The following is a 25,870-nucleotide window of genomic DNA, read 5'->3' as shown; positions in this document are numbered from 1 at the left end:
TGCTGCTCGCGGCGTTCACGGTGATCGAGCGGCGCAGCCCGGATCCGCTGTTGGCGCTGCGCCTGCTGGCCAACCCCAGCCTCCTGCTGGCCACGGCGGTCGCGTTCATGTTCACCGCCACCTTCGGATCGCTGCTGTACTTCCTGTCCATCTACCTGCACGACGTGCGGGGATACGACGCGCTGGCCACCGGCCTCGGGTTCCTGCTGCCCACCGCGGTGGTAGTCACCGGCTCGGCACTGGCCGGGCGCGTGGTGACCCGCATCGGCGTGCGGCGCACCCTGCTCAGCGCACTCGCCGTCGGCGCCGTCGGCGCGTGCCTGCTCGCGCTTGCGCTCACCCCCGACGGCTCCTACACCTGGCTGGTACCCGGCCTCACCGCCGTCAGCATCGGCGACGGAATGGTGTTCACCACCATCTACATCGCCGCCTCGACCGGGGTACCCGACCGTCAGCAGGGGGTCGCCTCAGGCATCGTCACCACCGGCTCCGGAGTCGGCGCCTCGATCGGCCTCGCCGTGCTCGTCCTGATCGCCAACGCCCACACCCACGGACCCGACGGCGACCCGTCGCGCACCGCCACCAGCGAGGGCATCAAAACGGCGATGTTCGCCACCGCCGCCGGGATCGTGGCCACCTTCCTGATCACACTCACCTCCCGACTCCGCTCGTCATGACCTGGCTCGGTCTCGGCGCGTTCGTGCTCACCGTGCTGGTCGGCGCGATGGTGCCGGGGGTGACCACGGCGTTGGTCGTTCGCTGGAGCGCGGTGTGGGGGGCTCGCGGCGCGCTGCCTGTGATCGCGGGTATCGAGATCGGTCTGTACCTGTGGGCGATCGCCTCGGCGATCGGGGTGGCCGCGCTGGTGGCGTCGAGCGAGCTCGGCCTGACCGTGTTAAGGCTGGTCGGCGCGGTGGTGCTGACCGTGCTCGGGGTGCGGGCCTGGCTGGTGTCCAGGAAGACCACCGTGGATGGGCCTGCTGACGCCGCATCGGTCGGCGGTGGATGGCGGCGGGCGGGGGTGACCGCCCTGCTCACCAGCCTGAGCAACCCCAAGGTCCCGGTCTTCGTGCTCGCCTTCTACCCGCAGTTCGTGCCCGCCGGCGTGGACGCGCTGAAGATCGTGATGCTGCTCGCCGCGCTGCACGTGGTCATCGACGCGGCCTGGTTCGTCGTCCTCGCCGCCTCTGTCGGCCGGGTGCGCCACCTGCTGGCCGGGGCGAAGGTCAGGCGGTGTCTGGAGCGGCTGACCGGCACCGCTCTCATCGGCCTCGGCATCAGGGTCGCCGCCGGCAAAATCTGACTGCGGCTACCTCGACTACAAGCTGACCGGAACGCATCGAGACTCAGCGTTCCTGGGGGTGGGTGGCGAGCGGCTCGACGGTGATGTCCATCCAGGGGAACATCGGCAGCGACTCGAGCGCGTCGTGCAGCTCGGTGGCGTCGGCCGCCTCGTAGAGCCCGACGGTGGCGTTGCGTCCGGGCACCCGCCACAGCCGTTTGAGGACTCCGGCCGCGCGCAGCTCGTCGGCACGTGCCCGTTCGCCCTTCTTCAGCCGGCGGCGTTCCTCTTCCGGTGTGTCCGAGGGCAGCCGGTTCTTCGCGCGTACCAAGAACTCCATCATTGCCTCCCAGCGTCGAGCAGCGCCGTGGCCAGCGCTGACGGCGCGGTCACCATGGCCTCGTGCCCGGTGGGGACGGCGGTGACCGGCCAGCCGGCGGCCCGCGCCCGTTCCGCCTGGCCCCGGAACACCCGCGCCCACTCGGTGCACTCGATGAAGCGCGCCGGTACGTCCCGGTGGTCCCCGCGCAGCGCCAGCGGCTGGGTGTAGCTCAGCCAGGGATGCGGGGTCAGCCGGGGGCCGAGCCAGGCCAGGTCGGCCGCCTCGGTCACACCGAGCGCCGGCAGCTGCCGCACCGGGATCAGCCAGCCGAACCCGGGCCCGGCGACGGCCTCGCGATAGTGGTCGGCGACGGTGGCCGGGAGCAGGTCGATCGCGGCCTCGCCGTCATTGCCGACGAAGGCGTCGAGATAGACCCGGGCTCGCACGCTCCGGGGGCGCTGGTCCGCGACCGCGGTGATCACCTGGCCGGCGTAGCTGTGGCCGACCAGCACGACGTCGGACAGCTCCGCCGCGTCGAGCAGCGCGACCACGTCCCGGACGTGGGTGTCCAGGCCGACCGACGGGTTGATCAGGTGTGCCCGGTCGCTGAGGCCGGTCAGGGTCGGGGCCAGCACCTGGTGACCGGCGGCGCGCAGGTCCGGAACGACGCGGCGCCACACCCAGCCGCCGTGCCAGGCGCCGTGCAGCAGCACGTACGTGATCACGCGCGGGAGGCGATGTCCGCGCCCTCGACCAGGGAACGCAGCTTCTCCCAGCAGATCTCCGGGACGACGCCACCCCAGCCGGCGAAGGTGCCGAAGCCACAGTCGGTGCTGGCGAGCACCCGGTCCCGGCCGACGATGTCGGCGTAGCGCAGGATGCGCTCCGCGACGAGCTCGGGGTGCTCCACGAAGTTCGTCGTGGTGTCGATGACACCGGGCGCGAGGATCTTGTCGTCGGGGATCTTCGCGGCGGCCCAGCCGGCCCAGTCGTGGCCGTGGCGGGGGTTCGCCGCCTCGCAGAGGATGGTGGCCGGCTTGGCGCGCAGCACCAGGCCGGCGATCTTCTCCACGGGGATGTCGAAGGTGTGCGGGCCCTCGTAGTTCCCCCAGCAGAGGTGGATCCTGGCCCGCTCGGCAGGCACGTCCCGCAGCGCGTGGTTGAGGACCTCGACGTGCACCTCGGCGCGCCTGAGGAACTCCTCGTCGGAGACGTCCTTGTACTTGTTGTGCCGCCCCATCCCGAGGTCGGGGGCATCGATCTGCAGCGCGAAGCCCGCCGCGACGATCCGGTCGTACTCGACCTTCATCGCGTCGGCGATCGCCGCCAGGTAGGAGTCCTCGTCCGGGTAGTACTCGTTCGGCTGGAACAGCGCCACGATCCCCGGCGACGGGGCGTTCATGAATGCGCCCAGCACGTCCCGGCCCGCCAGCGCGGCGCGCAGGTTCGCCAGGTCGGTCTCCAGGGGCTCGAAGTTCTGGTACGCGACGGGCCCACGACAGATCGGTCGCAGGTACTGCACGGTCGCTCCGGAGCGAACCAGCCGCTCGCGCGCCTCCGGGAAGGCGTCGAGGTCGGCCGGGGTGGCGCGGGGGGCGTCGCCGACCTCGAAGCCGCTGAGCCGGTGCCGGATGTAGGTGGCATATCCGATCTTGCTCATCTCGCCGTCGCTGACCAGGTCGATGCCGACCTCGGCCTGGTGACGGACCTGCTCGCGGACGGCGGACTCGACGGCCTCGGCCAGCGCCGCGGTGTCTGTCCGTTCGCCCCGGTCGTTCGCGTTCAGCAGGGCGAGCAGGTGCCCCGGGCGGGGCAGGCTGCCGACGTGCGTGGTGCGGATGTGGTCGCGCACGGACATCCGGGCCTCCTGACGTGGTCGGATCGGCTCACCTCTGTGGCGGCGGGGGCGGTGGTGGAGAAAGCGGTGGCGGGGGCGGTGGTGGAGAAAGTGTTGAGAGCCTGGCTTGCAGGGTGGCGTCGAGCTGCCGCAGCGCGTCCACCACGCTGAGCAGGTGGCCTCGCATGGTCTGTTCGGCCAGCTCGGGCGATCCGGAGCACACCGCCTCGATCACATCCAGGTGCTCGCGCAGGCCGACCGCCGGCCGGCCCGGCAGCAGCGCGACGCTGTAGTGGTAGCGCACGCTCTGGGTCCGCAGCCGGTCCAGCATCGCCCCGGCGGTCTGGTGCCCGGACAGGTCGCGCACCGCGCGGTGGATCTGCTGGTTGACCTGTGAGTACGTCAGGACGTCGCCGGCATCGACGGCGTCGCGCAGCGCCCCTCCGAGCTCGCGGAGCCGCCGCCGGTCGGCGTCGGTGGCCAGCCCGGCCGCCTTGGCCGCGCAGAGACCCTCGACCACCGCGCGGGTCTCGGTGATCTCCACGGCCTCCTCCAGCGAGATCGGCCGTACCCGGGCGCCCCGGTTCGGCTCCCGAACCACGATGCCCTCGTTCTCCAGCTGTGCCAGGGCATTGCGGACGGCGCCCCGGGAGGCCCGGCAGGACGACACCAGGTCGGACTCGGGCAGGCGCTGGCCGGGCGCATAGCGGCCCTGCATGATCCCGTCGCGCACGGCGGTCACCACGTCCAGCACCGCCTGGTTGCCAGCGGTCATGCCCGCCTCTCCGCTTCATCCGGACATCGGATCCGGGGCCGATCCGCCCCGACGATGTTGTGAGCATAACTGCGAGCCAGATTGTTCACAATCTAGTTGCCGTTATGGGTGACGAGTGGTTATGGTCCGGGTCACAGCTCGGCGCTCGTGACCCGAGAGGGGCACCGATGAACCGACCCGTCGATGGCGACGGACCGCACCCGGTTGGGGGCGTCCGTGGCTGAGGTGGTCGCCGCGGCGGCGGCCGTGCACGCCCCGCAGCTGCTCAGCCGTCCGCCGCACGAGGACCCGGCGAAGCTGGACGGCAGCACCGACGCGCTGCGCCGGTTCGGCCGGGTGCTGGACGAGACCGCGCCGGACGCGCTGCTGGTGATCGGCATCGACCACCTGGAGACGTTCTGGCTGGAGGCGGTGCCGGCGTTCACCCTGGTGCTCTCGCCGCAGGCCCATGCGCACTACATGCGCAAGCGGCGCCGCGTCCCGGTGCACACCGAGCTGGCCGTCCGGCTGCTGCACGGGGTGGTCGAGCGGGACTTCGACCTGACCTACTCGCAGCAGGCCACGCTGGGGCACGCCTTCCTGACCCCGTTCGAGTTCGTGCTCGGCGACCGGGACATCCCGGTGATCCCGCTGCTGGTCAACGCGTACCTGCCGCCGCTGCCCAGCCCGCGCCGCTGCCACGCCCTGGGCCGGGCGATCGCGGGCGCGCTGGCCGACCGGCCGGAGCGAATCGCGGTGCTGGCCAGCGGCGGGATGTCGCATTTCCCCGGCACCGCGCGCTACACCGACCCGCAGTTCTCCTTCGACGAATGGGTGCTGCAGGAGGTGGCCGCCGGGCGGTACCGGGAGCTGCTGGACCTGACCCCGGTGCAGTTGGACGAGGTGGGCGAGAGCGAGCTGCTGACCTGGTTCGTGATGCTCGGCATGCTGGGCGACACCCCCGGCTCCCTGCTGTCCTACCAGCACCTGTCCCATCACGGGCACGGGGTGGTGCAGTTCCTGCCGCCGGTGTCGCCCGGCTCGAGGCCGGATGTCGACCGGCCGCTGACGGCCGGCCCGGTGCCGCGCTACGGCGGGTACGAGTTCACCTCCTCGGAGTTCATCTACTACCGCTTCCCGGAGCCCAGCAGCTTCGCGCTGAACCGGCTGCTGCACCAGGTGATCACCGACGAGGCGACGCGGCGGGAGTTCGTCCGCGACCCGGCCGCCGTCGTCGGGCGTGCCGCGCTGACCGCCGAGCAGGGCGCCGCGCTGCTGCGTGACGGCTTCGACGGGCTGACCGCCGTGGGCGCCCACCCGCTGCTCGCGCTGTCCGCCCGGCAGGTCAGCGAGCTGGAGCGGAACACCCCGGAGAACTGACGCGACGCACCAGGAACCGACGGAAGAGGACGAGATGCTGTCAGCGCAGGACAACGAACTCCTGACCCGAGTCGGACCGGGAACCCCGATGGGCGAGCTGCTGCGCCGTTACTGGACTCCGGCGCTGCTGTGCGGCGAGCTGCCCGCGCCGGACTGCGATCCGGTTCGGGTCCGGCTGCTGGGGGAGAACCTGGTCGCGTTCCGGGACACCACCGGCAAGGTCGGGCTGGTCGCGGAGAACTGCCCGCACCGGGGGGCCTCGCTGTACTTCGGGCGCAACGAGGAGTGCGGGCTGCGCTGCCCGTACCACGGCTGGAAGTTCGACGCGGACGGCGCCTGTGTCGACATGCCGAGCGAGCCGCCGACCAGCGTGTTCAAGGACAAGGTCAGGCTGCGGTCGTACCCGGTCCACGAGTCCGGCGGGGTGGTGTGGACCTACCTGGGGCCGCCGGAGAAGATGACGCCGTTCCGCGACTTCGGCACCGACACGCTGGCTCCCGAGCACGTGTCGGCGACCAAGCTGCACACAACGTGCAACTGGGTGCAGTCCATGGAAGGCAACCTGGACACCTCGCACATCTCCTGGCTGCACCAGTGGAACGGGGTCGACGACATCCCGGACGATGGCAGCGACAAGCCCGGCTACCCGTCCAACCCGATGTCCTGGAAGTTCTGGCGGTTCGACCGGGCGCCCCGGCTGGAGGTCGAGGACACCTGGTACGGCTACAAGTACGCCGGCATCCGCACCACCCCGAACGGCTTCACCCACGTGCGGATCAGCGCGTTCGTCTACCCGTACATCACGATCATCGCCACCGTGCCGTTCGGCTGCCGGCTGGGCATGTTCGTGCCGATCGACGACCACAACTGCTGGCGGTACCAGGTCACCTCCCGGCACATCGAGAACCCCAGGGGCATCGGGGGTGCGAACCTGTTCTCGGTCAGCCCGTTCGAGTTCGGCCCGGCCGAGGTGCGCGGCAACGGGATCATCCCGCGCCGCTACACCGCCGAGAACGACTACGGCATCGACCGGGATGTGCAACGCAACGAGACCTTCTCCGGGGTCGCCGAGTTCATCAGCCAGGACCTGATGGTCACCGAGTCGATGGGCGCCATCTACGACCGCACCCAGGAGCGGCTGGGCAGTTCGGACAAGGCGGTCACCCGGATGCGCCGGCTGCTGATCGGGGCCGCCAGGAGGCTGGCCGACGGCGGTGACCCGCCGGCGGTGGACGGCGAGCTGGACTACCGGAGCATCCGGTCGGCGGAGAAGATCCTGGAGAACGGCGAGGACTGGCGGGCGCTGGGCACCAACGACGACCCGCTGGTGCGGGAGATGGACGTCAACGGCCTGCCAGCTCGGGCGCCGTCGGCCGGCTCCTGACACCCGGCCGCCCCGCCATGTTGCCGCGTCGTGCTCGGGTCCTCGCCGTGCTGGCCGCCACCCTGGCGGTGATCATGGTGGCGACCGGCTGCGGGGTTGCCGATCCCGGCGGCCGGCAGGCGGTGCGGTCGGTCAACCCGTACGGCGGTGACCCGGCCGCCGAGGGGACGCCGCGCCCGGGCGGGACGATCCGGCTCGGCGAGGACCGGGAGATCGTCAGCTTCGACCCGACCAGGCAGAACAGCAACATGGCCGCCACCGCGGTGTACGACTCGCTGCTCAGGCTGGGGCCCGGCGGCCGGGTGGAGCCGTACCTGGCGGAGTCCATGACCACCGCCGACGGCGGCCGGACCTGGCGGATGACGCTGCGCCCGGGCGTGCGGTTCTCCGACGGCACCCCGTTCGACGCCGCCGCGGTGATCGTCAACACCCAGCGACACGTCGACAAGGCGTCCTCACCGGCGCACCAGCTCACCACCCGGATCGCCGGGATGCGCGCGCCGGACCCGCTCACCGTGGTGTTCGAGCTGACCCGGCCGACCGGCGAGTTCGCCGCCGGGTTCGCCCAGTCGTTCACCAACGGCACCCTCGGGATGATCGTCTCACCGGCCGCGCTGCGCCGGTGGGGCGACCAGATCGGTCAGCACCCGGTGGGCGCCGGGCCGTTCACGCTGGTCAGCTGGGTACGCGACGCCAAGCTGGTGCTCAGGCGCAACCCGGACTACTGGCAGCCCGGCCGACCCTACCTGGACGGCCTGGAGTTCCGGCCGCTGCCGGACACGCTGTCGCGCTACGCCGCGATCCGCAACGGCGACGTGGACCTGATCTTCGGCGGCTACATCGACGAGCTGTCCCGCGCGCTGGGCCGTGACGACCTCGCCGTGTACTACGGCTCGGGCAACGGCGCGGAGTGGCTGTACTACAACTTCACCCGGCCGCCGTTCAACGACCGCCGGATGCGTGAGGCCGTGATCCGCGGCCTGGACCTGCGCGCGCTGAGCGCGAGCCAGTACCGCAACCAGCTCAAGCCGGCGACCAGCCTGTTCGGCGCCGAGATGCCGTACCACAGCGCGGCCGCCTCGGACATCTGGCCGACCTACGACCCGGCCAGGGCGCGCGAGCTGGTCGCGCAGTACCGACGCGACGGCGGTGACCCGAACTTCACGTTCAAGACCACGAACGCGCCCAACCGGATCGCGTTCGGGGAGTTCGTCCAGGCCCAGATGGCGGCCCTCGGGATCGCGGTGCAGGTGCGGTACTACGACCTGGCGCAGTTCTCCTCCTCGGTGGTGCAGAGCAACGACTTCCAGGCGACCGGCTGGGTGGGCGGCCCGTTCGACTCGCCGTACCCCGCGACCGAGCGGCTGTTCCACACCGGCGGCAGCGGCAACTACGGCAGGTACTCCAACCCGAAGATGGACCAACTGCTCGACCAGGCGCTGTCCACCAGCGACCCTGACCAGCGCAACCGGCTCTACCAGCAGGTCGAGCTGCTGGCGAACCAGGACCTGGTGCTCGGCTTCTACAGCGTCGGCTACCTGTCCACGGTGACCAGGCCGGAGCTCAAGGGGGTCCAGCGCTATCTGTCCCGCGACATGTTCTACGCGACCACCTGGCTGGATCGGGGTCGGTCATGACCGCGCGTCGGACCCGCGGCCGGCTGGTGCACCTGCTGGTGGTGCTGCTGGCGGTCACCTTCCTGTCCTTCGTGGTGGTCGACCTGCTGCCCGGGGACGTCGCCGTCGTGGTGGCCGGCGACAACGCCACCCCGGCCCAGGTGCAACAGGTCCGCGAGGAGCTGGGGCTGGCCCGTCCGATGCCGGTGCGCTACCTGGACTGGCTGGGTGGGGTGGTCCACGGCGACCTCGGCCACTCGTTCCGAACCGGGCAGTCGGTGGCGCAGGCGCTCGCCGAGCGCATCCCGGTGTCCTTCGAGATCACCATCGTCGCGCAGCTGCTGGCGCTGCTGGTCGCGGTGCCGCTGGCCATCCACTCGGCGTACCGGCCGGGCCGGCCGGTGGACCGGGCGTCCATGACGCTGGGCTTCGCCGCGGCCGCGACGCCCCAGTTCGTGTCCGGCATGGTGCTGATCGTGCTGTTCGCCGGCGGGCTGTCCAGCCTGCTGCCGGCCACCGGCTACACCGGCCTGTTCGAGGACCCGCTGGACAACCTGCGGTCCATCGTGCTGCCCTGCCTCACCCTGATGATCGCCGAGGCGGCGGTCTACCGGCAGCTGCTGCGCTCGGACATGATCTCGACGCTGCGCGAGGACTTCATCCTGATGGCCCGGTCCAAGGGGTTGCCGCCGCGTGCGATCCTGCTGCGGCACGCGTTGCGGCCCTCGTCGTTCTCGCTGGTCACGTTGTCCGGGCTGAACATCGGCCGGCTGCTCGGCGGCACCGTGATCGTGGAGACCCTGTTCGCCATCCCCGGCCTCGGCCAGCTCATCGTGCAGTCGGTGGTCAACCGCGACTACATGCTGCTGCAGGGGGCGCTGCTGTTCGTGGCGGTGGCCTACGTGGTGATCAACATGCTGATCGACCTGTGCTATCTGGTCCTCGACCCGCGGGTGCGCGGCGATGCCTGACACCCGACGCGCGCCCATCGGCTGGTGGCTGGCGTGGACCTGGCTGGTCGCCATCGTGGTCGCCGCCGTGTTCGCCCCCCTGCTGCCGGTGTGGAACCCGGCGGTACCCGACTACGACGCGGTGTTCAGCGGGATCACGCCGACGCACTGGCTCGGCGGCGACACCCTCGGCCGCGACACCCTGTCCCGGATCATCTACGGGGCCAGGGCCTCGCTGCTGGTCGGGGTGTGCGCGGTCGGCCTCGGGGCGGTGGTCGGCGGCATCCTCGGCATGCTTGCCGGGTACCTGGGCGGCCGTACCGAGCGGGTGCTGGCCTTGATCACCGACATCGTGCTCGCCTTTCCCGGGCTGGTGCTGATCATCGCGATGGTGGCCGTCCTCGGCGCCAGCCTGACCAACCTGATCATCGGCCTCGCGGTGTTGTCGGTGCCCACCTTCGTGCGGTTGGCCAGGGCGAACACCCTGGTGGTGGCGCGGCGGGAGTACGTGAGGGCGGCCAGGGCGTACGGCTGCCGGCCACTGCGGATCATCGCCAGGGAGATCACCCCGAACGTGGTGCTCCCGGTGGCGGCCTACGCGTTCATCATGATCGGCACCTTCATCGTGGTCGAAGGCTCGCTGAGCTTCCTCGGCCTCGGCATCCCGCCGCCCACGCCGAGCTGGGGCGGCATGATCGCCGCCGGGCGCGCCGAGCTGCTGGACTACCCGTACATCTCGCTGTTCCCGGCCGCCGTGCTGGTGCTGACCGTGCTGTCCATCAACTACATCGGCGAGCGCACCCGCAAGCTGCTCGAGGTCAAGGAGAGCCGACTATGAGCGCGCCGGGCGTCCTCCTCGAAGCGCGTGACCTGCGGGTCCGGTTCCACACCGATGGTGGCGGGGTTGTGCATGCGGTGGACGGCGTCTCGTTCACCGTGCGGCCGGGCGAGGTGCTCGCGCTGGTGGGGGAGAGCGGCTGTGGCAAGACGGTGCTCACCCGCCGGGTGATGGGGCTGATCGCCGGTGACCGGGGCACCGAGGTGTCCGGCACGGTGGACTACGACGGCACCCGGCTGACCGAGCTGTCCGGGCGCGAGCTCAGCCGGTTCTGGGGCGCCGAGATCGCCCTGGTGCTGCAGGACCCGATGACCTCGCTGAACCCGGTGAAGCGGATCGGCGCCCAGCTCACCGAGTCGATCCTGCTGCACCAGGAGTCGACCAGGCGGCAGGCCACCGAGCGGGCCGTGGAGCTGTTGCGCTCGGTGGGGCTGTCCGAGCCGGAGCGCCGGCTGCGGCAGTACCCGCACGAGCTGTCCGGCGGGATGCGCCAGCGGGTCACCATTGCCATCGCCCTGTCCGGCAACCCTCGGCTGCTGCTCGCCGACGAGCCGACCACCGCGCTGGACGTGACGGTGCAGGCCCAGATCCTCGACCTGCTGGCCGGCCTGCGCGCCCGGCTCGGGATGGCGATGGTCCTGGTCACCCACGACCTGCGGGTGGTGCGCAGCCGCAGCGACCGGATCGCGGTGATGTACGCCGGAAAGATCGTCGAGCTGGCGCCGACCGCCGCCCTGTTCAGCGCGCCCCGGATGCCGTACACCGAGGCCCTGATGAACGCGGTGCCGCCGCTGGCCGGGCCGAACCATACCCGGCTGCGGGTCATCCCGGGTCGCCCGCCGGACCTGCGTCGCCCGCCGGCCGGATGCGCGTTCAGCCCGCGCTGCCCGTACGCACAGCCGCGCTGCCTGACCGAGACCCCGCCGCTGCGGGCTGTGACTTCCCACCACCTCCCCAGCCACCACGAGTCTCCCCACCACCTCCCCAGCCACCACGGCTCGACCGAGCACCGGTTCCGCTGCTGGTACCCGCTGGGCAGCCCGGGGTGGCGGGAGGCGCGGGAGGCTAACGTCCGGTGCGGGAGGACCGCGGCCGGCACGCCGGTGACCGCCGAGATGGTGCGCGCATGAACCCCGACGTGGTGCTTCGGCTGGCCGACCTGGTGGTCGAGTTCCCCACCCACGGCGGCCGGACGGTGCACGCGGTGTCCGGGGTCAGCCTCGAGGTGCGCCGGGGCGAGACCCTCGGCCTGGTGGGCGAGTCGGGGTGCGGCAAGTCCAGCACCGGCCGGGCCATCATGCAGATGCCCCGGCCGACGTCCGGCTCGGTGTTCTTCGGCGGGCGTGACCTGACCATGCTGTCGGCGGCCGAGCTGCGGGCGGTGCGGCCCAAGCTGCAGATGATCTTCCAGGATCCGATCTCGTCGCTGAACCCCCGGCGGCGGATCCCGGACATCGTCGGCGACCCGCTGCGGGTGTGGGGGCGCGGCGCGGAGCGCGCCAGGGTGGTGCCGGAGGTGCTCGAGGCGGTCGGGCTGGACCCGGCGCAGGTGGCCGACCGCCGGCCGCACGAGTTCTCCGGCGGGCAGTGCCAGCGGGTGTCCATCGCGCGCGCCCTGGTGCTGGAGCCGGAGGCGCTGATCTGCGACGAGCCGGTGTCCGCGCTGGACGTCTCGGTGCAGGCGCAGATCCTCAACCTGCTGGAGGAGATGAAGCGCCGCTACGGGCTCACGCTGGTGTTCATCGCGCACGACCTGGGCGTGGTGCGCAACATCAGTGACCGGGTGGCCGTGATGTACCTGGGCCGGATCTGCGAGATCGGCGACTCGCCGGCGCTGTTCGACCGGCCGGTGCACCCCTACACCCGGCTGCTGGTGTCCTCGATCCCGTCGATCGAGGCCGACGGCGGCCACACCGAGGTCGGCTCGGGTGAGGTGCCGTCCCCGGTGAACCCGCCCAGCGGCTGTCGGTTCCGTACCCGCTGTCCGCTGGCCACCCAACGATGCGCCCAGGAGGTTCCCCAGATGCGTGAGGTCATCCCTGGCCGGTTCGCGGCCTGTCACCACCCGGTCGTGGAGGAGCGGTGATGGCGCCGGATCCCCGGGGGCTGGTGGCCATCGATGTGCACACGCACGTGCACTTCTCCACCCGAGGCAGCCAGACAGAGGCCGGCCGCGCGCGAATGGCGGAGATGAAGGCGCACTTCAAGTCCGACGTGCTCGGCATGGACCTGCCCCGGCTCGCCGCGTTCTACCGGGAGCGGCGGATGGCCGCCGTCGCGTTCGTCATCGACTCCCTGGGCGACCCGGAGGAGCACGCCGCGACGAACGAGGAGATCGGCGAGCTGGCCGCCGAGCACGACGACGTGATCATCCCGTTCGCCAGCGTGCACCCGCTGCGCGGCAGGGCGGGCGCCCGCACGGCGCGCCGGCTGATCGAGCGCTACGGGTTCCGGGGCTTCAAGTTCCACCCCAGCGTCCAGGAGTTCTACCCGAACGACCGGACCGCGTACCCGATCTACGAGGTGCTGGCCGAGCACCGGCTGCCCGCGCTGTTCCACACCGGGCAGAACGGGGTCGGCGCCGGTACCCCCGGGGGCGGCGGGATCAGGCTGAAGTACTCCAACCCGCTGTTCCTGGACGACGTCGCGGCGGACTTCCCGGACATGCCGATCATCATGGCGCACCCCTCGTTCCCCTGGCAGGACGAGGCGCTGGCGATCGCCGTGCACAAGGCGCAGGTGTACCTGGACATGTCCGGCTGGTCCCCGAAGTACTTCCCGCCACAGCTGGTGCACTACGCGAACACGCTGCTGCGCCGCAAGGTGCTGTTCGGCACCGACTTCCCGCTGTTCACCCCGGAGCGGTGGATGGCGGACCTGGAGCGGACCGAGATCCGCGACTCGGTCAAGCCGGACCTGATGCTGCACAACGCGGCCCGGCTGTTCGGCCTCGAGACCGGGCCGGCGGCCGGATGACCGGCGCTCCTCTCGGCAACTTCGCCTCGCACTTCGAGCGGATCGCCGACCTGGCGCCGGACCGGCTCGCGGTGGCGGCCGGTGACCGGGAGCTGACCTGGGCGGCGTTCGACGAGCTGGCCGACCGGCTCGCCGGCCACCTGGCCGGCCTCGGCGCCCGGGCCGGCGACCGGGTGGGCATCGCGGCCTGGAACCGCCCCGAGTACCTGGCCGCCCTGTATGCGCTGCTCAAGCTCGGCGCGACGGCGGTGAACGTGAACTACCGGTACCGCGCGGGGGAGATGCGCCACGTGCTGGCCAGCGCGGGCGCGCGTGGGGTGATCGCGGACGCCGACCTGGTCGACGTGGTGCGGGAGGCCTCGGCCGAGGTGGCGGGCTGCGAGATGGTCGTGCCGATCGGCGCCGGCGGGTTCGGCGCCGAGGTCACCGGCGCCGACCGGTACCCCCGCCGGCCGCGCGGCGACACCGAGTGGGTGCTGTTCACCGGCGGCACCACCGGGCTGCCCAAGGCCGTGCTGGGCAGCCAGGCCGAGCGGCTGCACAGCCTGTACGCGGCCACGCTGGCCACCCTGGGCGTCGAACCCGGCGCCCAGTCGCTGCGCCGTGCGTTGGCCATCGACCCGCACGGCCCCGGCGGGATGGTGGCGCTGCCGGCGTCGCCGCTGATGCACGGCACCGGGCTGTACTCCGCGCTCGGCGCCCTCACCGTCGGCGCCCCGGTGGCGCTGCTGCCGACCCGGCGGGTCACCGGGGACGACCTGTTCGCCGCGATCACCCGGCACCGGGTCACCGACCTGCACATCGTCGGCGACGCGTTCGCGCTGCGGCTGCTGGACGCGCTGGACCGCGCGGCCGCCGCGGGCGAGCCACTCGGCGTGGAGAGCCTGCGGCGGATCCGCGGCATCGGGGCGATCTGGAGCCCGACGGTGAAACGGCGGTTGCTGGCGCACGCCGACCTGGAGCTGGTGGACGCGATCGCGGCCTCCGAGGGCGGCGTGTACGCGATCTCGTCGGTCACCAGGGCCACCGTGGACGACCACGCCGGTACCTTCGCGCTCGCCCCGGGCGCTCGCCTGCTCGACGAGCACGACCGCGACGCGCCCCCGGGCCGGGTCGGCTGGCTGGCCGCCCCGGTGGCACCCGGCGCCGGGTACCAGGACGATCCGGAACGGACCGCCGCCGCGTTCCGCGACCTCGACGGCGTCCGCTACTCGATCCCCGGCGACATGGCGGTGCTGGAACCCGACGGCCGGGTGCGGCTGCTCGGCCGGGGCAGCTCGGTGATCAATACCGGCGGCGAGAAGGTGTACCCGGAGGAGGTCGAGCTGGTGCTGCGCGACCACCCGGCGGTGCGCGACGCGGTGGTGCTCGGCGTGCCCGACCCGGAGTGGGGCAGCGCGGTGGCCGCCGTGGTCTCGCCGGTGGACGGTGCGACGGTCGGCGCGGACGAGCTGCGGGCGTTCGTCGCCGCCCGGCTGGCCGGCTACAAGAAGCCACGCCGGGTGGTCGTCGCGCCGGAGGTGCGGCGGCTGGCCACCGGCAAGGCCGACCTGCGCTGGGCGAGCGACCAGCTCGCCGGCCCGAACGCCTCCCGGTGACCGCGAGCTCGCCGCCGGCTCAGGCGGGCTCGGGGCCGGCCGGCGCCGGCACCCGGATGGCCACGACGGCCACCAGGCTGGCGGCGCACAGCAGGGCCAGGTACAGCGCGATCAAGGTCGACGACCTGGACGCGGCGAAGATGCCGGTGGCCACGATCGGCGTGAGCGCGCCGCCGATCATGCCGCCGAGCTGGTAGGCGATGGACGCCCCGCTGTAGCGGGTGCTCGCCTCGAAGATCTCGGTGAACAGCCCGCCCTGGGCGCCGGCCATGATGGCCTGTACCACGCCGGCGACCAGGAACGCCACCAGCGCGGCCGCCGCGCTGCCCGTGTCGACCAGCAGGAACAGCGGGAACGCCCAGGCGACCGCGCTGGCCGCGCCGATCGTGTAGATGCGTTTGCTGCCCCAGCGGTCGGCCCACCGGGCCGCGACGTAGATCATCGCGATCCACAGCAGCGCGGACAGCAGGATCAGCCCGAGCAGGGTGGCCCTGCCGAACCCCGCCACCCGGGTGCCGTAGTCGAGCATGTACACCATGACCGTGTAGCCGACCGCCGGCGGTGCGATGGCGGCGGCGCTGGCCAGCAGCGACACCCCCGGTTGGTGCCGAAGCAGGGTCGCGACCGGCAGCGTGCGCACTCGCCGTTCGTCCTTCAACCGCTGGAACTCCGGGCTCTCGGCGAGCCTGCGCCGGACCACCAGGCCCACGACGAGCAGCGCGATGCTGAGCAGGAACGGCACCCGCCAACCCCAGGCCTTGAAGTCCTGGTCGGGAAGCCGGGCGACGGCGAGGAAGGCGAGGTTGGAGGTCAGCACCCCGATCGGAACCCCGAACTGCGCGAAGCTGCCGTAGGCCGCGCGCCGGTGCGGCGCGGCGTGCTCGGTCGCCACCAGCACCGCCCCGCCCCATTCGCCGCCGACCCCGAAGCCCTGCACGATCCGCAGCAGGATCAGCAGCAGCGGAGCGGCGACGCCCACCGCGGCGTAGCTGGGCAGCACGCCGATCAGGAACGTGGACAGCCCGGTCAGCATCAGGGTGAGCACGAGCATCGCCTTGCGGCCGATCCGGTCACCGAAGTGACCGATCACGGCCCCGCCGAGCGGCCGGGCCAGGAACCCGACGGCGAACGTGCCGAACGCGGCGAGCGTTCCGGCCAGCGGGGAGAACGAGGGAAAGAACAGCGGCCCGAACACCAGGGCCGAGGCCGTGCCGAAGATGTAGTAGTCGTACCACTCGATCGAGGTGCCGACGCAGCTTGCGAGCAGCAGCGATCTCGCGCTGGGACGGGCCATGCGATCCACCTCCGCCGGTGGTGAGGACGTCGCCCAAGGAGTAAATAGGGCGCGGTCGCGGGCGTCGTCGGACGGACGGCTCCGTTGCGGCGAGACGGATGTCGCGTTGTGCCCGACCGGGCGGAGCCGCTATCGGATGGGCAGCGGGATGAGGCCTTCCCGGATGGCCACCAACGCGGCCTGGGTCCGCGAGGACAGCTGGAGCTTGGTGAGCACGTGGCTCACGTGGGTCCGCGCGGTCCGCTCGCTGATGTACAGTTCGTCGGCGATCCGCCGGTTCGACAGGCCTCGGGCGACCAGGGCGAGGACCGTGCGCTCGCGCGAGGTGAGCGCGTCGAGCCCGGTCGGCGGGCCGACGAGCCGGCGGGTGAGCCGCCCGGCGACGGCCGGGTCCAGGTGCACCTCGCCCCGGGCGGCCACGCGGATGGCGGCGGCCACCTCGTCGGGGTCGGCGTCCTTGAGCAGGTAACCCGCCGCGCCCGCGCGCAGCGCGGCATGCACCCGCTCGATCTCCCCGAAGCTGGTCAGCACCACGACCCGGACGTCCGGGAAGTCCGCGACCACCGCGCCGATCGCGCTGATGCCGTCCATCTCCGGCATGAGCACGTCCATGAGCACGACCTGGGGGAGCCGCCGCTGGACGGCGAGCCGCCGCAACCGCTCCAGCGCCTCCCGGCCGTTCGCCGCCTCCGCGACGACCCGGATGCCGTCGGCGCTCTCCAGGTACACGCTCAGCCCGCGCCGGACCACCGCGTGGTCGTCGACGACGAGCACGTCGATCACGTCCCGGGCGCCCACGGGGGTCACCATCCGCCGTTCGGGATGCTCACCCGGACGCGGCATCCGGGGTGCCCGTCGCCGATCCGCAGCCGGCCTCCCCATCGTTCGGCTCGTTCGCGCATCGAGACCAGCCCGAGCGCCTCCGCCCTCGGCGCCCGGCCGGCCAGCCCCACCCCGTCGTCGCTGATCTCGACGAGCAGCTCCCCGTTCCCGGTTCGCACGCGTACCACAGCCTCCGCCGCCCCGGCGTGTTTGATCACGTTGTGCAGCGCCTCCTGGACGATCCGGTACACGTCCTCCTGCAGGTCCACGGCCAGCCGCGCGAGCCGTTCGTCGGGGTCCAGGTCGAGCGCGACGGCGAGGCGGGACAGCGACCGCACGGACTCGGCGTGGGCGCGGACGGCGGCGGCGAGGCCACGTTCGACCAGCTCGACCGGGCGCAGTTGGTGCACCAGGCCGCGCAGGTCGGCAAGTGCGTCCTGGGCGAGCTGAAGAACCTCGTCCGCCACCGCGTGAACCCGATCCGGGCTGCTCGAGCGCCCGTCGCTGACCTGGGCGCGCAGCGCCTTGGCCTGCATGCGTATGGAGAAGACCTGCTGCACCACCGAGTCGTGCAGCTCCCTGGCCAGCCGGGCGCGCTCGGCGAGCTGGGCGTCGTGCCGGGACCGGGCCAGCAGGTCGGCCGAGTCGACGGCCGTCGCGGCCTGGTCGGCCATGGCGTCGAGGAACTCCAAGGCCGCCGGGTCCAGGATCTCGCCCGGCGCGTAGAAGGCGTTCATCACGCCGACCGGGCGTCCCCGTACCACCAGCGGGACCGCGACGAAGCTGTCCCACGCGGGTGCTCCCATGATCGCATGCAGGGGCGCCCACGCCGGGTCGGCGAGCACCGAGGCCTTGCGGTGCGGCACCACGATGCGGCGTCCGGTCCGGAACGCCTCGACGAACATCATCCGCGCGCCGAGCCGGCGGCACTCCTCGAGCCGGTCGGTGAAGTCCTCGGCGTCGGTGAACCCGGCCTTGCCCAGCACCCGCATGGTGCCGCCCTCGACGCGCAGGATCTGCACCGCCGCGATGTGCTCGGCCTGCACCACCTCGCGCGCCACCACATCGAGCGTGACGCTCAACGAACCCGCATCGGCGACGCTGGACGCGGCCCGGGCAATGGCCGCCAACCGCCGCTGGCCACGGCGGTCCTGGTCAGTCCCGGCGGTCGGCTCGGTCGCGTGGCATGTCGAACAACGTGCCGCTGCGGACGCGTGGCCAACCGTCGAGTGCGTCACGCCGACCCCTTCGTCGAGCGCCTGTCGTCCGTCGAATGCTCAGTCTCACCAGTGACCCGAGGCCACCACAAGCCTCGGCCGCGAGTTTGGCCACCGCAGCAGTGATCCGAGACAAGGACGCGTTCGGTCCGGATACACACAGTGGTCAAGCCAGTACACTGTGATAGATGCGCGCTAGGTAATCGCTACTCGACCAGATCTTCCAAACTTCGCCGCTCCTCGCGTCGGCACCGACTGCAAGCTGACGAAGTGGTGTTGCGCAGCAGAGGTCGTGCACGCTGCAATGCTTCAACGTGGCGATCGGTGGTTGGCGTGGCGGGTGGCAACGTCTGAGGCAGAGTGGACGGGCGGCGAGCTTCACACGCGGCGAGCGGCTCCTCATCGCCGGCACTCCGAGCGACGAGGTGCTGTTGCTTGAAGCCGGCGTAGCGAAAGTCGTCCTCCCGGCCCGAGACGGCTCGGATTCGGTGCTCGGCTTTCTCGGCGCGCCCGACTTGATCGGCGAACGAGGGGTAATGAGCCGCCAGCCGAGAAGCTCCCATGTCGTTGCTCTGACGGCGGGCTACACAGTGCACGTCGCCGCCCGAACTTTTCTCCGGTTGCGCGCCGAGCACACCGACGTGCAAGATCTAGTGGATCGAACGCTGCTACACAGTCAGGAGCGTGCCGACGCGCGGCAGCTCGCAGCGGCACGCAATCTGACGGCTCGGGTTGCGGTGTCGCTCCTCCAATGGGCAGCTGACTTCGGACAACAGACCGAAGCCGGGTTGTTGATGCGTGGGATCAGCCAGCGGGACATCGCGCAAGCACTCACCGCTTCGGAGAAGAGCGTGGAGGTGGCGCTGCGAGCCCTGCGCAACGCCGCGCTGCTCGAGACGGGCCGGCTGAGTTACCTGATCACCAATCCGGACGAGCTGCAGCAGCGGTTCAACCGGTGCGACTGACGCTGACTCGCTAGTCCCCCGGATTTCCGGGAGTACGAGATGTCCCACGACCACACACTTGTCCGTACAACACTTCGGACGTGGTTGAGGGAGGCACAGGATGGAGCTTGTTCCAGACCACCGGGCGCTGCTCAGGATGGACGTCGTCAGGTCGGCCAGCAACCGGGGGTACCACCTGACGGCGGTGTCTGATGCGGTGACAACGATGACGGACGATGCATTGCGTTCAATGGGAGCTGAGTCGGACGTTTTGAAACGGGACTTCATCGGCGATGGTGAGCTGCTGACATTTCCCGGACGCAGGCTCGGCTCGCTGTTCGATATGGCCGACCGTCTTAATCAGCTCGTCGAAGGTTACAACCGTTGGCGCAAGCCAGAGATCAAGCTCCGAGTAGCTGTCGAGATCGGCCCGATTGGCGGCGGCCGGCAGCTCACAACACCGATGATCTCGCTCGCCAGGATGATAGATGCGGAGGCATTCAAGAAACTTTTCCAGCAATGCTTGAACAGAGGGCGCAGCCTCACACATGCGGGATTGATCTGCTCCGATCATGCCTACCGCGTCGCGTTCGGTGGCGAGCGTACTCGCTACGTCCGACAAGACGAATTCACCTCGATCCTGCTCAAGAACAAAGAGTACCAGGCGACCGCGTGGGTCCGGATCCCTGGCTTCGACGCTGAAAGTCTGAGTCGATTGCTGTGCAATCCGGAGTCATCAAGCTCCGCGAAGCGGTCTGACCCGGTGAACCCGATCGCGTCACCGACGCGCTCGGCGCCTGTCGTTTATGTAGAAGGTGACTCCAAAGGGAATGTTGTGGCCGAGCGGGTGGACGCCCCGTTCACGATCGACAACCGACAACGGTGAAAGAGAGCACGGCCGACGAAAAGTCGACCAGCACGGAGAAGCAAGAGAGCTTGGAGTCGGCTCCGAAGAAAGAGCCCCAGACGTCCGACCAGGAGTTGGACAAGCTGCTGGCTGACGGAACGACCGCCACTATCGCGGGCAATGCCGAGGGCAGCTTCTTCGCTCGTTACAACGCCGGCTCTGTGACGATGTACAACGGCGTCCAGCCGCCCACCCATCTGGTGGCTCGCTGGGCAACCGACGATGAACGGCTCGACGCCCGATGTGCCTTCGTCGAGCCGCCCGGCTATCTGAAGGCCATGGACACCCTTCGGGAACACCGCGTCGTGGTGATCTTTAAGCGGGGTAGTGGGCGTTCCTTTGCGGCTCGGCGGCTGCTCATGGACTGCGGGGCGAATGCGGTTGCCGAGATCAACCCGGACCGCGCTCCACACACCATCAACGAAAACGAGCTCGAGGAGCGTACCGGCTATATCTGGGACGGTAGCCAGGAGGGAGACCAGCCGCTGCGAGACCGGGATCTCGACCACAGCAGCGGGCTGTTGCGCCAGGCCGGGTGCTGGTTGGTGATCGTGCTCGACCGTCAGGAGCAGGTGCCGGACACGGCGGCTGGTCGTGCCGTCGCGCTCACCGCGCCACCACCAGTCGACGTGGCGGAGGCGATCATCCGTCGGCGTCGGCCGGCGGATGCGGGTGAGGCGGTCGACCTCGTGAGGAACAGGCTGGCGGTGGCTTTGTCCGATGGTGACCCGCCGAGGAAGGCCGAGCGCGCGGCGGGCCTGGCGATTCGGGTGGTGTCGAACGGATACTCGCCCGAGGAGGCGCTGAACGAGCTGCGGGAGGACGTCAGAACGGCCGTCGCGAGGTGGTTCGCGGACCGGACGGTGATCGAGTACCCCGTGTCGCTGGCACTGGCAATCGCCTTGCTGGAGGACCAGCCGTACGACGAAGTGGTGGAGAGCACCATGGCACTCGACCTGGCCCTGCGCACCGCTGAGATGCCGCAGGACCGCCAGCCCCGGCCGAGGCGGCTGTTCGCCATGTCGAAGGCGCAGGCACTGGACGCCATCAACGCCTGTGTTGTCGTCCGTGACCACCCCGAACATCGGGGTCTACGCGAGGAGACGGTGCGGTTCGAACGTCAGGACTGGGCGGCGGCCGTCGTCCACCACGTCTGGAAGGCCTATCCGGCCGCCCAGGTGGTCCTACGCGACTGGATGTGTGGGTCGGTCACGCTCAAGCGGTTCTTCGACAAGACGCGGCAAGCGTTATGCATCATCATCGCGGAGGTCCCCGCCCACCGGCCGCTGCGGCTGGTGGACGACCTGGCAAAGCATCTGACGTGGCAAAAGACGAACCTCGCGGCCGCCGTACTGCGGCACCTGGCCGACGATCACAACCTCGGGGACCTGGTGACCGACACCCTGGAGCGCTGGGTCAAAGAGGGTCCCGCCTATGGCCAGTGTGTCGCGGCGATCGTGTATACGTCGCCGTTCGGCCTGCGTGACCCGGAGCACGCCCTCAGGCAGCTGCGCACGATCGCCCGCTCAAAGTGGACGTCACCGAACACGCCAGTTGCGATTGGGCTCTTGGACATGCTCTCCGATGCTGACTGGCAGCAGACGGTTTTGGACAGAGTGGTCAAATGGTCGCAATCCAGCGGTGCGTATCACGGGGTGCGGTTGCTGGCGACGTGGGTCGGGCTGGGCGCTGCCGGAGTCTACCGTTGGCCGGGCGTCGACGCGGATGAGTTGGTGCACTCGTTCCCGAACCAGGTGCGCACGCTCCTCGAGCACGCGCTCGCCGACCCTGACGAGGGTAGGGATGCGTTGGAGCGGATGTACGTCCTCGCCACCAAGGCTGAGTTCGACCGCTCGGCGGCCGACGACCTGTACCGCATCACCACCTTGCTTGCTCCGAACCTGCGTTGGCTGATTAGGCTGCGCGCGGTGCGGAAGCTATGCGCTGCCCAGCATGGCATGAGGTTAAAGATTCGGTGGACATTCCGGGTCGCACGGAAGGTCCAGCGCGCGAGGTCACGCGGAACGGTCGCGGATACTCCAAATCCTTAGCGTGCAGGAGGGCGATTTCTGTGGGAGGTGATAGGTCTTGTTCAACCGACGACGGGCACAGGTATTCGTTAGCCACCAGCCGCACACGAGCGATCGTAGCAGTCCTACGAAGTTCGCCTGAAAACTCTACGTTGCGCAAGAGAGATGGATGAACAAAGTCGACACCAAAGGATCGATCCTGTTGGCGTTGGAGGGCGGTGCTCTGTTCACGATCGTCGCGGCGAGCGGAAAGATTGGAACACTTGCTAAGGGCGACGGGTGGCGCCATCTGTTGGTGCTCGGCGCGATCGTGGAAATATTGTTGGCGATGGTGTCGGCGGGGTTGGCGGTGTTTCCTCGTCTGGGTGCGACTAGAGAGCATCGGCGATCAGTATTGGAGTCAATTGCTCGTCTTTGGTCACCTTCGACATTGGGCGCCTGATGAGCTGGAGGAGTGCGTGCCGCAAATTCGCCCAGACGAAGAGCTGGAAACGCTCGTCGGTCAAGTGGTTAGGATGAGCAGGTCGAACTGGGTTGAGTACCGGCTCGTTCAGTTCTCTCTCACGTTGGCATTGAGTGGAATTGTTGCAGTCGGTATTGCGACCCTACCTTTCTAGGTGTCGAATTCGTTTCCTAGGGTGGATCCACTCATAGACGTCGACCGGCCGATGATGGCGCTGACGAGGAAGGGAACGCGTCAGCTCCACATGATCAGCGAACCGTTGGTCGCAAGCTGTATAAGGTGCTCGCCGATACGATGCCGCGAGCTTGATCGGACTTTACCGGCGCGGGAGATGCCGACTTTGAGATCGGCCACCTTCCGCAGTGTGCACGGGTCGCCGATGATCGCGGTCCTCGTCCTCGTCCTCGTCCTCGTCCTCGTCCTCATCCGTGCCGTCGGGGCCGGTAGCTCTCGCGGACCACGGCGGAGTAGGGCGCCGGGCTGACGACGGCCCGCACCGCGAGCTGCTCGTGGGGCTGGACGGTCGTCTTGCGGGTGCCACCGTCCGGCTCGCCCCAGATCACCCGTACCTCGGTGCCGAGCGGGAGGTCGGGGTTGACCGTGGCCAGCGAGAGGGCGGCACGTTCGTTGGCGCTGTAGCCGGTGAACAGCGACAGGCCGACCAGGTTGCCGTCCGCGTCGAGCACCGAGTCGAAGTTGGATGAGCCGTAGTTGGCGTTGGGCAGGTCGAAGAACTGGTAGCCGGGGCCGGTCGGGTCGGCGGGGGAGGCGAGGAGCCGCGCGAGGTCGTCGGCGTTCCAGGCGAGCGTGACCTTGCGTCGCTGGGCGTGCGGGTCGATCGCCGCCACCGCGTCCCGTCCCACGAAGTCGTGGTCGAGCTTGACGAACGAGCCGTACCCGAGCTCCCACGGGTTGAGGTAGTAGTCCTCGATCTTGTCGGACACGAAGCTGCCGGCCAGCGCGTTCGTGGCCTCGTAGCCGTCCGCGCCGAGCCATTCCCGATAGGGGCGGAGCGCCTCGCCCGAGTAGACGGCCGGCAGCGGTGACGGTATCCAGCCCGACTCCAGGGTGTTGCACGAGTACGCCCGTGCGCCCACCGGTTCGAGACCGAACTCGCGCCCCGCCTCGAGGAGGGCATCGCGCACCTTGTCGTAGGTCCGGTAGGGGCCCCAGATCTCCAGGCCGGGCGCGCCGGCCATGCCGTGGCGCAGGGTTCGGACCCGCTCACCGGCGACGCTCAGGTAGCCCATGCGGAAGAAGCCCACTGGCTCGACCGGGCCGCCGTTGACCTTCTCGATGATCGCCCAGGCGTTCGGGCCCTGGATCTGGAAGCGCCACACCTCGCGGGTGACCGGCTTGCCGTACGGTCGTGACGGAGACCGTTCGTCCCGGCGAATGTCGACGTTGTACGTGTCGGAGCCGCGGAATGTCAGCCAGTTGGCGGCGGGGGCTCGCCCGACGAACACGAACTCCTCCTCCGCGAGCCGGAAGAGAATCCCGTCACCGATCACGCCGCCTTCTGGCGAGACCGGGACGAACTGCTTGGCCGAGTTCACCGGGAACCTCGCCATGCTGTTGACCCCGGTCTCGGACAGCAGCCGAAGCGCGTCCGGGCCCGAGACGAACAGGTTCACCATGTGGTGCGTCTGGTCGAACAACACCGCCGCCTCACGCCAGGCGATCACCTCGCGTCGCCAGTTCGTGAACTCGGCCGGCACGACGGGGTAGATATACGCCCCGAGCTGGGAGTTCCGGAGCAGGTCTACGGGGTTCCCGGCGTCATCGAGCACGTCCTGCAGGTTCTTCACGCCCAGCGACACTAGGTGCGTCTCGCCCGGTCCATCAGGGCTTGCGGGCCGATTCGTCGTAGGTCATTCGACCTATCCGCCGGTCAGCGCGGCCACCTGCTCGACGGTGGCGGCGAGGGCGGGCTGATAGCCGAGCAGCCGCTCGCGGGGCGTGGCGTAGGTCAGGGTGGAGATGGACACCCCGCCGCTGGGCAGCCCGTCGCGCCGACCTTCTCCGCGAGCTGGCGCAGCGCATCGGCGACGCCGGACGGCTCGGCGCGGCCCAACGCGGCGGCCAGCCGTGACTCAGGTGACGGCGCTTGCCGCGTCGAGCCGGTCGACGTCCCGGATCGGCCCGCCGCGACGACGCGGTCGGTGATCCACAGACACCGCCGGATGCCCCCGTACGCCGGCCGGGCGGGTCCGTGCCGCGAGCGCGCCCACTGGCATCGGCGGTGGTATCCGCGCGCCGCGCGGACCGCTCCAACCAAGATCGTCCTGACGATTTCGGACCTCTTGCATGCAAAGAGTCTTGCGATATTCGCCGATGACTGCTTCTATAGATGGCATCTGAGCTGCAAGTCTACTTGCTCAGCATACATTCTGCATACAAAGGTAGATCGACATGGAGGCGATGGTGCGACTCTCGGACGATCAGTTGCGGCAGTACGACGAGCGCGGCTACGTGGTGCTCACGGGCCTGTTCAGCGACGAGGAGGTCACGTTGTTGCGTGAGGAGGCCGACCTGCTCCAGACCGAGCAGCGGGGGCACCCCGAGGCCAACACCTACGAGAAGAACGGGCGCATCCGGGCGGCCTGGGCGATGGAGATCGACTCGCCGGCCTATGCGGCGGCGTGCCGGGATCCGAGGGTGCTGGAGCCGGTCGGCCAGTTGCTCGGCGGGCCGGAGATCTACCTGCTGCAGTCCCGGCTGAACTACAAGGTCGCCTTCGAAGGTGACGTGTTCCAGTGGCACCAGGACTACGCCAGCTGGGAGCAGGACGGGGTCCCGGACGGCGACGACCACAAGGTGCTGACCGTCCTGATCATGCTCGACGACACCGACGAGGCGAACGGGCCGCTGCGGTTCGTCCCGGGTTCGCACAAGGAGGGGCTGATCCGCCCCGAGTACGACGAGGCCACCACCAGCTACGCCTTGCATGTGGTGCCCGACCCGGCGGTGAGCCGGTTGGCCCTGGCCAACGGCGTGTTCGCCAATGTCGGCCCCGCCGGCACGGTGGCGATCTTCTCCGGCAACCTGGTGCACGGCTCCACCGCGAACCGGTCGGCGCATGGTCGGCGCAACGCCTACTTCGCGTTCAACCGGCTGGACAACGCCCCCACTATCACCCAGAGCCGGCGCAAGACGGCGAACGCGTACATCGCCAACTACGACCCGAAGCCGCTGGCCGTCCTGGACGAGCCGGTGCTCCCCGGCCTGGCGGCCGCCGGGCGGTCGCGGTGAACAC

At 70.1% G+C, this 25,870-nt stretch carries 25 protein-coding genes; 17 read left to right on the top strand and 8 right to left on the bottom strand.

Annotation, left to right across the window (positions count from 1 at the left end):
• Both N912_RS57410 and N912_RS0139005 read left to right on the top strand, forming a co-directional pair.
• On the top strand, positions 1–677 hold a 677-nt coding region (locus N912_RS57410; protein WP_037068832.1), incomplete at its 5' end, for an MFS transporter.
• A complete protein-coding gene (locus N912_RS0139005) occupies positions 674–1,303 on the top strand; it encodes a LysE family translocator (RefSeq protein WP_028926695.1) in 630 nt (209 codons plus the stop codon). The genes N912_RS57410 and N912_RS0139005, both read left to right, overlap by 4 nt.
• Positions 1,304–1,346: 43 nt before the next feature.
• On the opposite strand, the gene N912_RS0139000 is transcribed toward N912_RS0139005, so the two are convergent.
• From N912_RS0139000 to N912_RS57405, 4 genes are read right to left on the bottom strand one after another with little or no spacing between them, the layout of a single operon-like run.
• On the bottom strand, positions 1,347–1,622 hold the full coding sequence (locus N912_RS0139000; protein ID WP_028926694.1) for a muconolactone Delta-isomerase: 276 nt from the start codon (positions 1,620–1,622) through the stop codon (positions 1,347–1,349).
• Positions 1,622–2,329: an alpha/beta fold hydrolase gene (locus tag N912_RS0138995; protein ID WP_028926693.1), complete on the bottom strand. Its 708-nt coding sequence runs from the start codon at positions 2,327–2,329 to the stop codon at positions 1,622–1,624. Before N912_RS0138995 ends, N912_RS0139000 begins: the two co-directional genes overlap by 1 nt.
• A complete protein-coding gene (locus N912_RS0138990) occupies positions 2,326–3,462 on the bottom strand; it encodes a cobalamin-independent methionine synthase II family protein (protein ID WP_028926692.1) in 1,137 nt (378 codons plus the stop codon). The genes N912_RS0138995 and N912_RS0138990 overlap by 4 nt, the downstream gene beginning before the upstream one ends.
• 28 nt (positions 3,463–3,490) lie before the next feature.
• A complete protein-coding gene (locus N912_RS57405) occupies positions 3,491–4,216 on the bottom strand; it encodes a GntR family transcriptional regulator (protein WP_051581415.1) in 726 nt (241 codons plus the stop codon).
• A gap of 216 nt (positions 4,217–4,432) precedes the next feature.
• On the opposite strand from N912_RS57405, the gene N912_RS61135 reads away from it, so the two are divergent.
• From N912_RS61135 to N912_RS57390, 9 genes are read left to right on the top strand one after another with little or no spacing between them, the layout of a single operon-like run.
• Entirely contained in the window at positions 4,433–5,575 is a 1,143-nt protein-coding gene (locus N912_RS61135; RefSeq protein WP_169748038.1) for a DODA-type extradiol aromatic ring-opening family dioxygenase, read from the top strand.
• Between the two features lie 34 nt (positions 5,576–5,609).
• On the top strand, positions 5,610–6,959 hold the full coding sequence (locus N912_RS57395) for a Rieske 2Fe-2S domain-containing protein (protein ID WP_064745514.1): 1,350 nt from the start codon (positions 5,610–5,612) through the stop codon (positions 6,957–6,959).
• A 47-nt stretch (positions 6,960–7,006) separates the two neighbouring features.
• Positions 7,007–8,596, top strand: a complete 1,590-nt coding sequence (locus tag N912_RS0138970) for an ABC transporter substrate-binding protein (RefSeq protein ID WP_028926690.1) — start codon at positions 7,007–7,009, stop codon at positions 8,594–8,596.
• Positions 8,593–9,546 (top strand): ABC transporter permease, encoded by a 954-nt coding sequence (locus N912_RS0138965; protein WP_028926689.1) that lies wholly within the window; start codon positions 8,593–8,595, stop codon positions 9,544–9,546. Before N912_RS0138970 ends, N912_RS0138965 begins: the two co-directional genes overlap by 4 nt.
• On the top strand, positions 9,539–10,363 hold the full coding sequence (locus tag N912_RS0138960; protein ID WP_051581413.1) for an ABC transporter permease: 825 nt from the start codon (positions 9,539–9,541) through the stop codon (positions 10,361–10,363). The genes N912_RS0138965 and N912_RS0138960 overlap by 8 nt, the downstream gene beginning before the upstream one ends.
• Positions 10,360–11,493: an ABC transporter ATP-binding protein gene (locus N912_RS0138955; RefSeq protein ID WP_028926687.1), complete on the top strand. Its 1,134-nt coding sequence runs from the start codon at positions 10,360–10,362 to the stop codon at positions 11,491–11,493. The genes N912_RS0138960 and N912_RS0138955 overlap by 4 nt, the downstream gene beginning before the upstream one ends.
• A complete protein-coding gene (locus N912_RS0138950) occupies positions 11,490–12,449 on the top strand; it encodes an ABC transporter ATP-binding protein (protein ID WP_028926686.1) in 960 nt (319 codons plus the stop codon). Before N912_RS0138955 ends, N912_RS0138950 begins: the two co-directional genes overlap by 4 nt.
• A complete protein-coding gene (locus N912_RS0138945; protein ID WP_028926685.1) occupies positions 12,449–13,339 on the top strand; it encodes an amidohydrolase family protein in 891 nt (296 codons plus the stop codon). The genes N912_RS0138950 and N912_RS0138945 overlap by 1 nt, the downstream gene beginning before the upstream one ends.
• Positions 13,336–14,937: an AMP-binding protein gene (locus N912_RS57390; RefSeq protein ID WP_037068830.1), complete on the top strand. Its 1,602-nt coding sequence runs from the start codon at positions 13,336–13,338 to the stop codon at positions 14,935–14,937. Before N912_RS0138945 ends, N912_RS57390 begins: the two co-directional genes overlap by 4 nt.
• 19 nt (positions 14,938–14,956) lie before the next feature.
• Here N912_RS57390 and N912_RS0138935 read toward each other — a convergent pair whose 3' ends face one another.
• From N912_RS0138935 to N912_RS57385, 3 genes are all read right to left on the bottom strand, one after another.
• The gene (locus tag N912_RS0138935) at positions 14,957–16,231 is read right to left on the bottom strand and encodes an MFS transporter (protein WP_028926684.1); all 1,275 of its coding nucleotides are present in this window, start codon (positions 16,229–16,231) and stop codon (positions 14,957–14,959) included.
• Between the two features lie 129 nt (positions 16,232–16,360).
• Entirely contained in the window at positions 16,361–17,029 is a 669-nt protein-coding gene (locus N912_RS0138930; RefSeq protein WP_245645735.1) for a response regulator, read from the bottom strand.
• Positions 17,030–17,034: 5 nt separating this feature from the next.
• On the bottom strand, positions 17,035–18,135 hold the full coding sequence (locus N912_RS57385; protein WP_245645733.1) for a GAF domain-containing sensor histidine kinase: 1,101 nt from the start codon (positions 18,133–18,135) through the stop codon (positions 17,035–17,037).
• A 449-nt stretch (positions 18,136–18,584) separates the two neighbouring features.
• Here N912_RS57385 and N912_RS0138920 point away from each other — a divergent pair, with 449 nt between their 5' ends.
• The 5 genes from N912_RS0138920 to N912_RS67215 all read left to right on the top strand — a co-directional run bounded on the left by N912_RS0138920 (position 18,585) and on the right by N912_RS67215 (position 22,768).
• Positions 18,585–19,235, top strand: coding sequence for a Crp/Fnr family transcriptional regulator (locus tag N912_RS0138920; protein WP_037068826.1), 651 nt, complete (start codon positions 18,585–18,587; stop codon positions 19,233–19,235).
• Positions 19,236–19,335: 100 nt separating this feature from the next.
• Positions 19,336–20,100: a nucleotidyl cyclase domain-containing protein gene (locus N912_RS0138915; protein ID WP_028926681.1), complete on the top strand. Its 765-nt coding sequence runs from the start codon at positions 19,336–19,338 to the stop codon at positions 20,098–20,100.
• A complete protein-coding gene (locus tag N912_RS0138910; protein WP_028926680.1) occupies positions 20,097–22,172 on the top strand; it encodes a hypothetical protein in 2,076 nt (691 codons plus the stop codon). Before N912_RS0138915 ends, N912_RS0138910 begins: the two co-directional genes overlap by 4 nt.
• 148 nt (positions 22,173–22,320) lie before the next feature.
• A complete protein-coding gene (locus N912_RS64100) occupies positions 22,321–22,593 on the top strand; it encodes a Pycsar system effector family protein (RefSeq protein WP_156994301.1) in 273 nt (90 codons plus the stop codon).
• Complete coding sequence (locus N912_RS67215; RefSeq protein ID WP_483826447.1) at positions 22,517–22,768, top strand: Pycsar system effector family protein; 252 nt, start codon at positions 22,517–22,519, stop codon at positions 22,766–22,768. The genes N912_RS64100 and N912_RS67215 overlap by 77 nt, the downstream gene beginning before the upstream one ends.
• Positions 22,769–23,036: 268 nt before the next feature.
• Here N912_RS67215 and ligM read toward each other — a convergent pair whose 3' ends face one another.
• Positions 23,037–24,428 carry a vanillate/3-O-methylgallate O-demethylase gene (gene ligM, locus N912_RS0138900; RefSeq protein ID WP_037068910.1) on the bottom strand — a complete coding sequence of 464 codons (1,392 nt, stop codon included), beginning with the start codon at positions 24,426–24,428 and terminating at the stop codon, positions 23,037–23,039.
• 598 nt (positions 24,429–25,026) lie between these two features.
• Between ligM and N912_RS0138890 the strand changes: the two genes are divergently transcribed.
• A complete protein-coding gene (locus N912_RS0138890) occupies positions 25,027–25,866 on the top strand; it encodes a phytanoyl-CoA dioxygenase family protein (protein WP_028926678.1) in 840 nt (279 codons plus the stop codon).
• Positions 25,867–25,870 lie beyond the last annotated feature (4 nt).

The sequence above is a fragment of the Actinospineispora acaciae DSM 45401 genome (assembly GCF_000620785.1).
Classification (GTDB): domain Bacteria; phylum Actinomycetota; class Actinomycetes; order Mycobacteriales; family Pseudonocardiaceae; genus Pseudonocardia; species Pseudonocardia acaciae.
Note: the sequence above shows the minus strand (reverse complement) of the source record. Positions and strands in the feature narration are given on the sequence as shown.

Bases quoted from the DNA above. Each gene is read 5' to 3' on its own strand.
- N912_RS0139005 (WP_028926695.1), top strand. From the start codon at position 674: ATGACCTGGCTCGGTCTCGGCGCGTTCGTGCTCACCGTGCTGGTCGGC.
- N912_RS0139000 (WP_028926694.1), bottom strand. From the start codon at position 1,622: ATGGAGTTCTTGGTACGCGCGAAGAACCGGCTGCCCTCGGACACACCG.
- N912_RS0138990 (WP_028926692.1), bottom strand. From the start codon at position 3,462: ATGTCCGTGCGCGACCACATCCGCACCACGCACGTCGGCAGCCTGCCC.
- N912_RS57405 (WP_051581415.1), bottom strand. From the start codon at position 4,216: ATGACCGCTGGCAACCAGGCGGTGCTGGACGTGGTGACCGCCGTGCGC.
- N912_RS57395 (WP_064745514.1), top strand. From the start codon at position 5,610: ATGCTGTCAGCGCAGGACAACGAACTCCTGACCCGAGTCGGACCGGGA.
- N912_RS0138965 (WP_028926689.1), top strand. From the start codon at position 8,593: ATGACCGCGCGTCGGACCCGCGGCCGGCTGGTGCACCTGCTGGTGGTG.
- N912_RS0138960 (WP_051581413.1), top strand. From the start codon at position 9,539: ATGCCTGACACCCGACGCGCGCCCATCGGCTGGTGGCTGGCGTGGACC.
- N912_RS0138955 (WP_028926687.1), top strand. From the start codon at position 10,360: ATGAGCGCGCCGGGCGTCCTCCTCGAAGCGCGTGACCTGCGGGTCCGG.
- N912_RS0138950 (WP_028926686.1), top strand. From the start codon at position 11,490: ATGAACCCCGACGTGGTGCTTCGGCTGGCCGACCTGGTGGTCGAGTTC.
- N912_RS0138945 (WP_028926685.1), top strand. From the start codon at position 12,449: ATGGCGCCGGATCCCCGGGGGCTGGTGGCCATCGATGTGCACACGCAC.
- N912_RS57390 (WP_037068830.1), top strand. From the start codon at position 13,336: ATGACCGGCGCTCCTCTCGGCAACTTCGCCTCGCACTTCGAGCGGATC.
- N912_RS0138935 (WP_028926684.1), bottom strand. From the start codon at position 16,231: ATGGCCCGTCCCAGCGCGAGATCGCTGCTGCTCGCAAGCTGCGTCGGC.
- N912_RS0138915 (WP_028926681.1), top strand. From the start codon at position 19,336: ATGGAGCTTGTTCCAGACCACCGGGCGCTGCTCAGGATGGACGTCGTC.
- N912_RS64100 (WP_156994301.1), top strand. From the start codon at position 22,321: ATGAACAAAGTCGACACCAAAGGATCGATCCTGTTGGCGTTGGAGGGC.
- N912_RS0138890 (WP_028926678.1), top strand. From the start codon at position 25,027: ATGGAGGCGATGGTGCGACTCTCGGACGATCAGTTGCGGCAGTACGAC.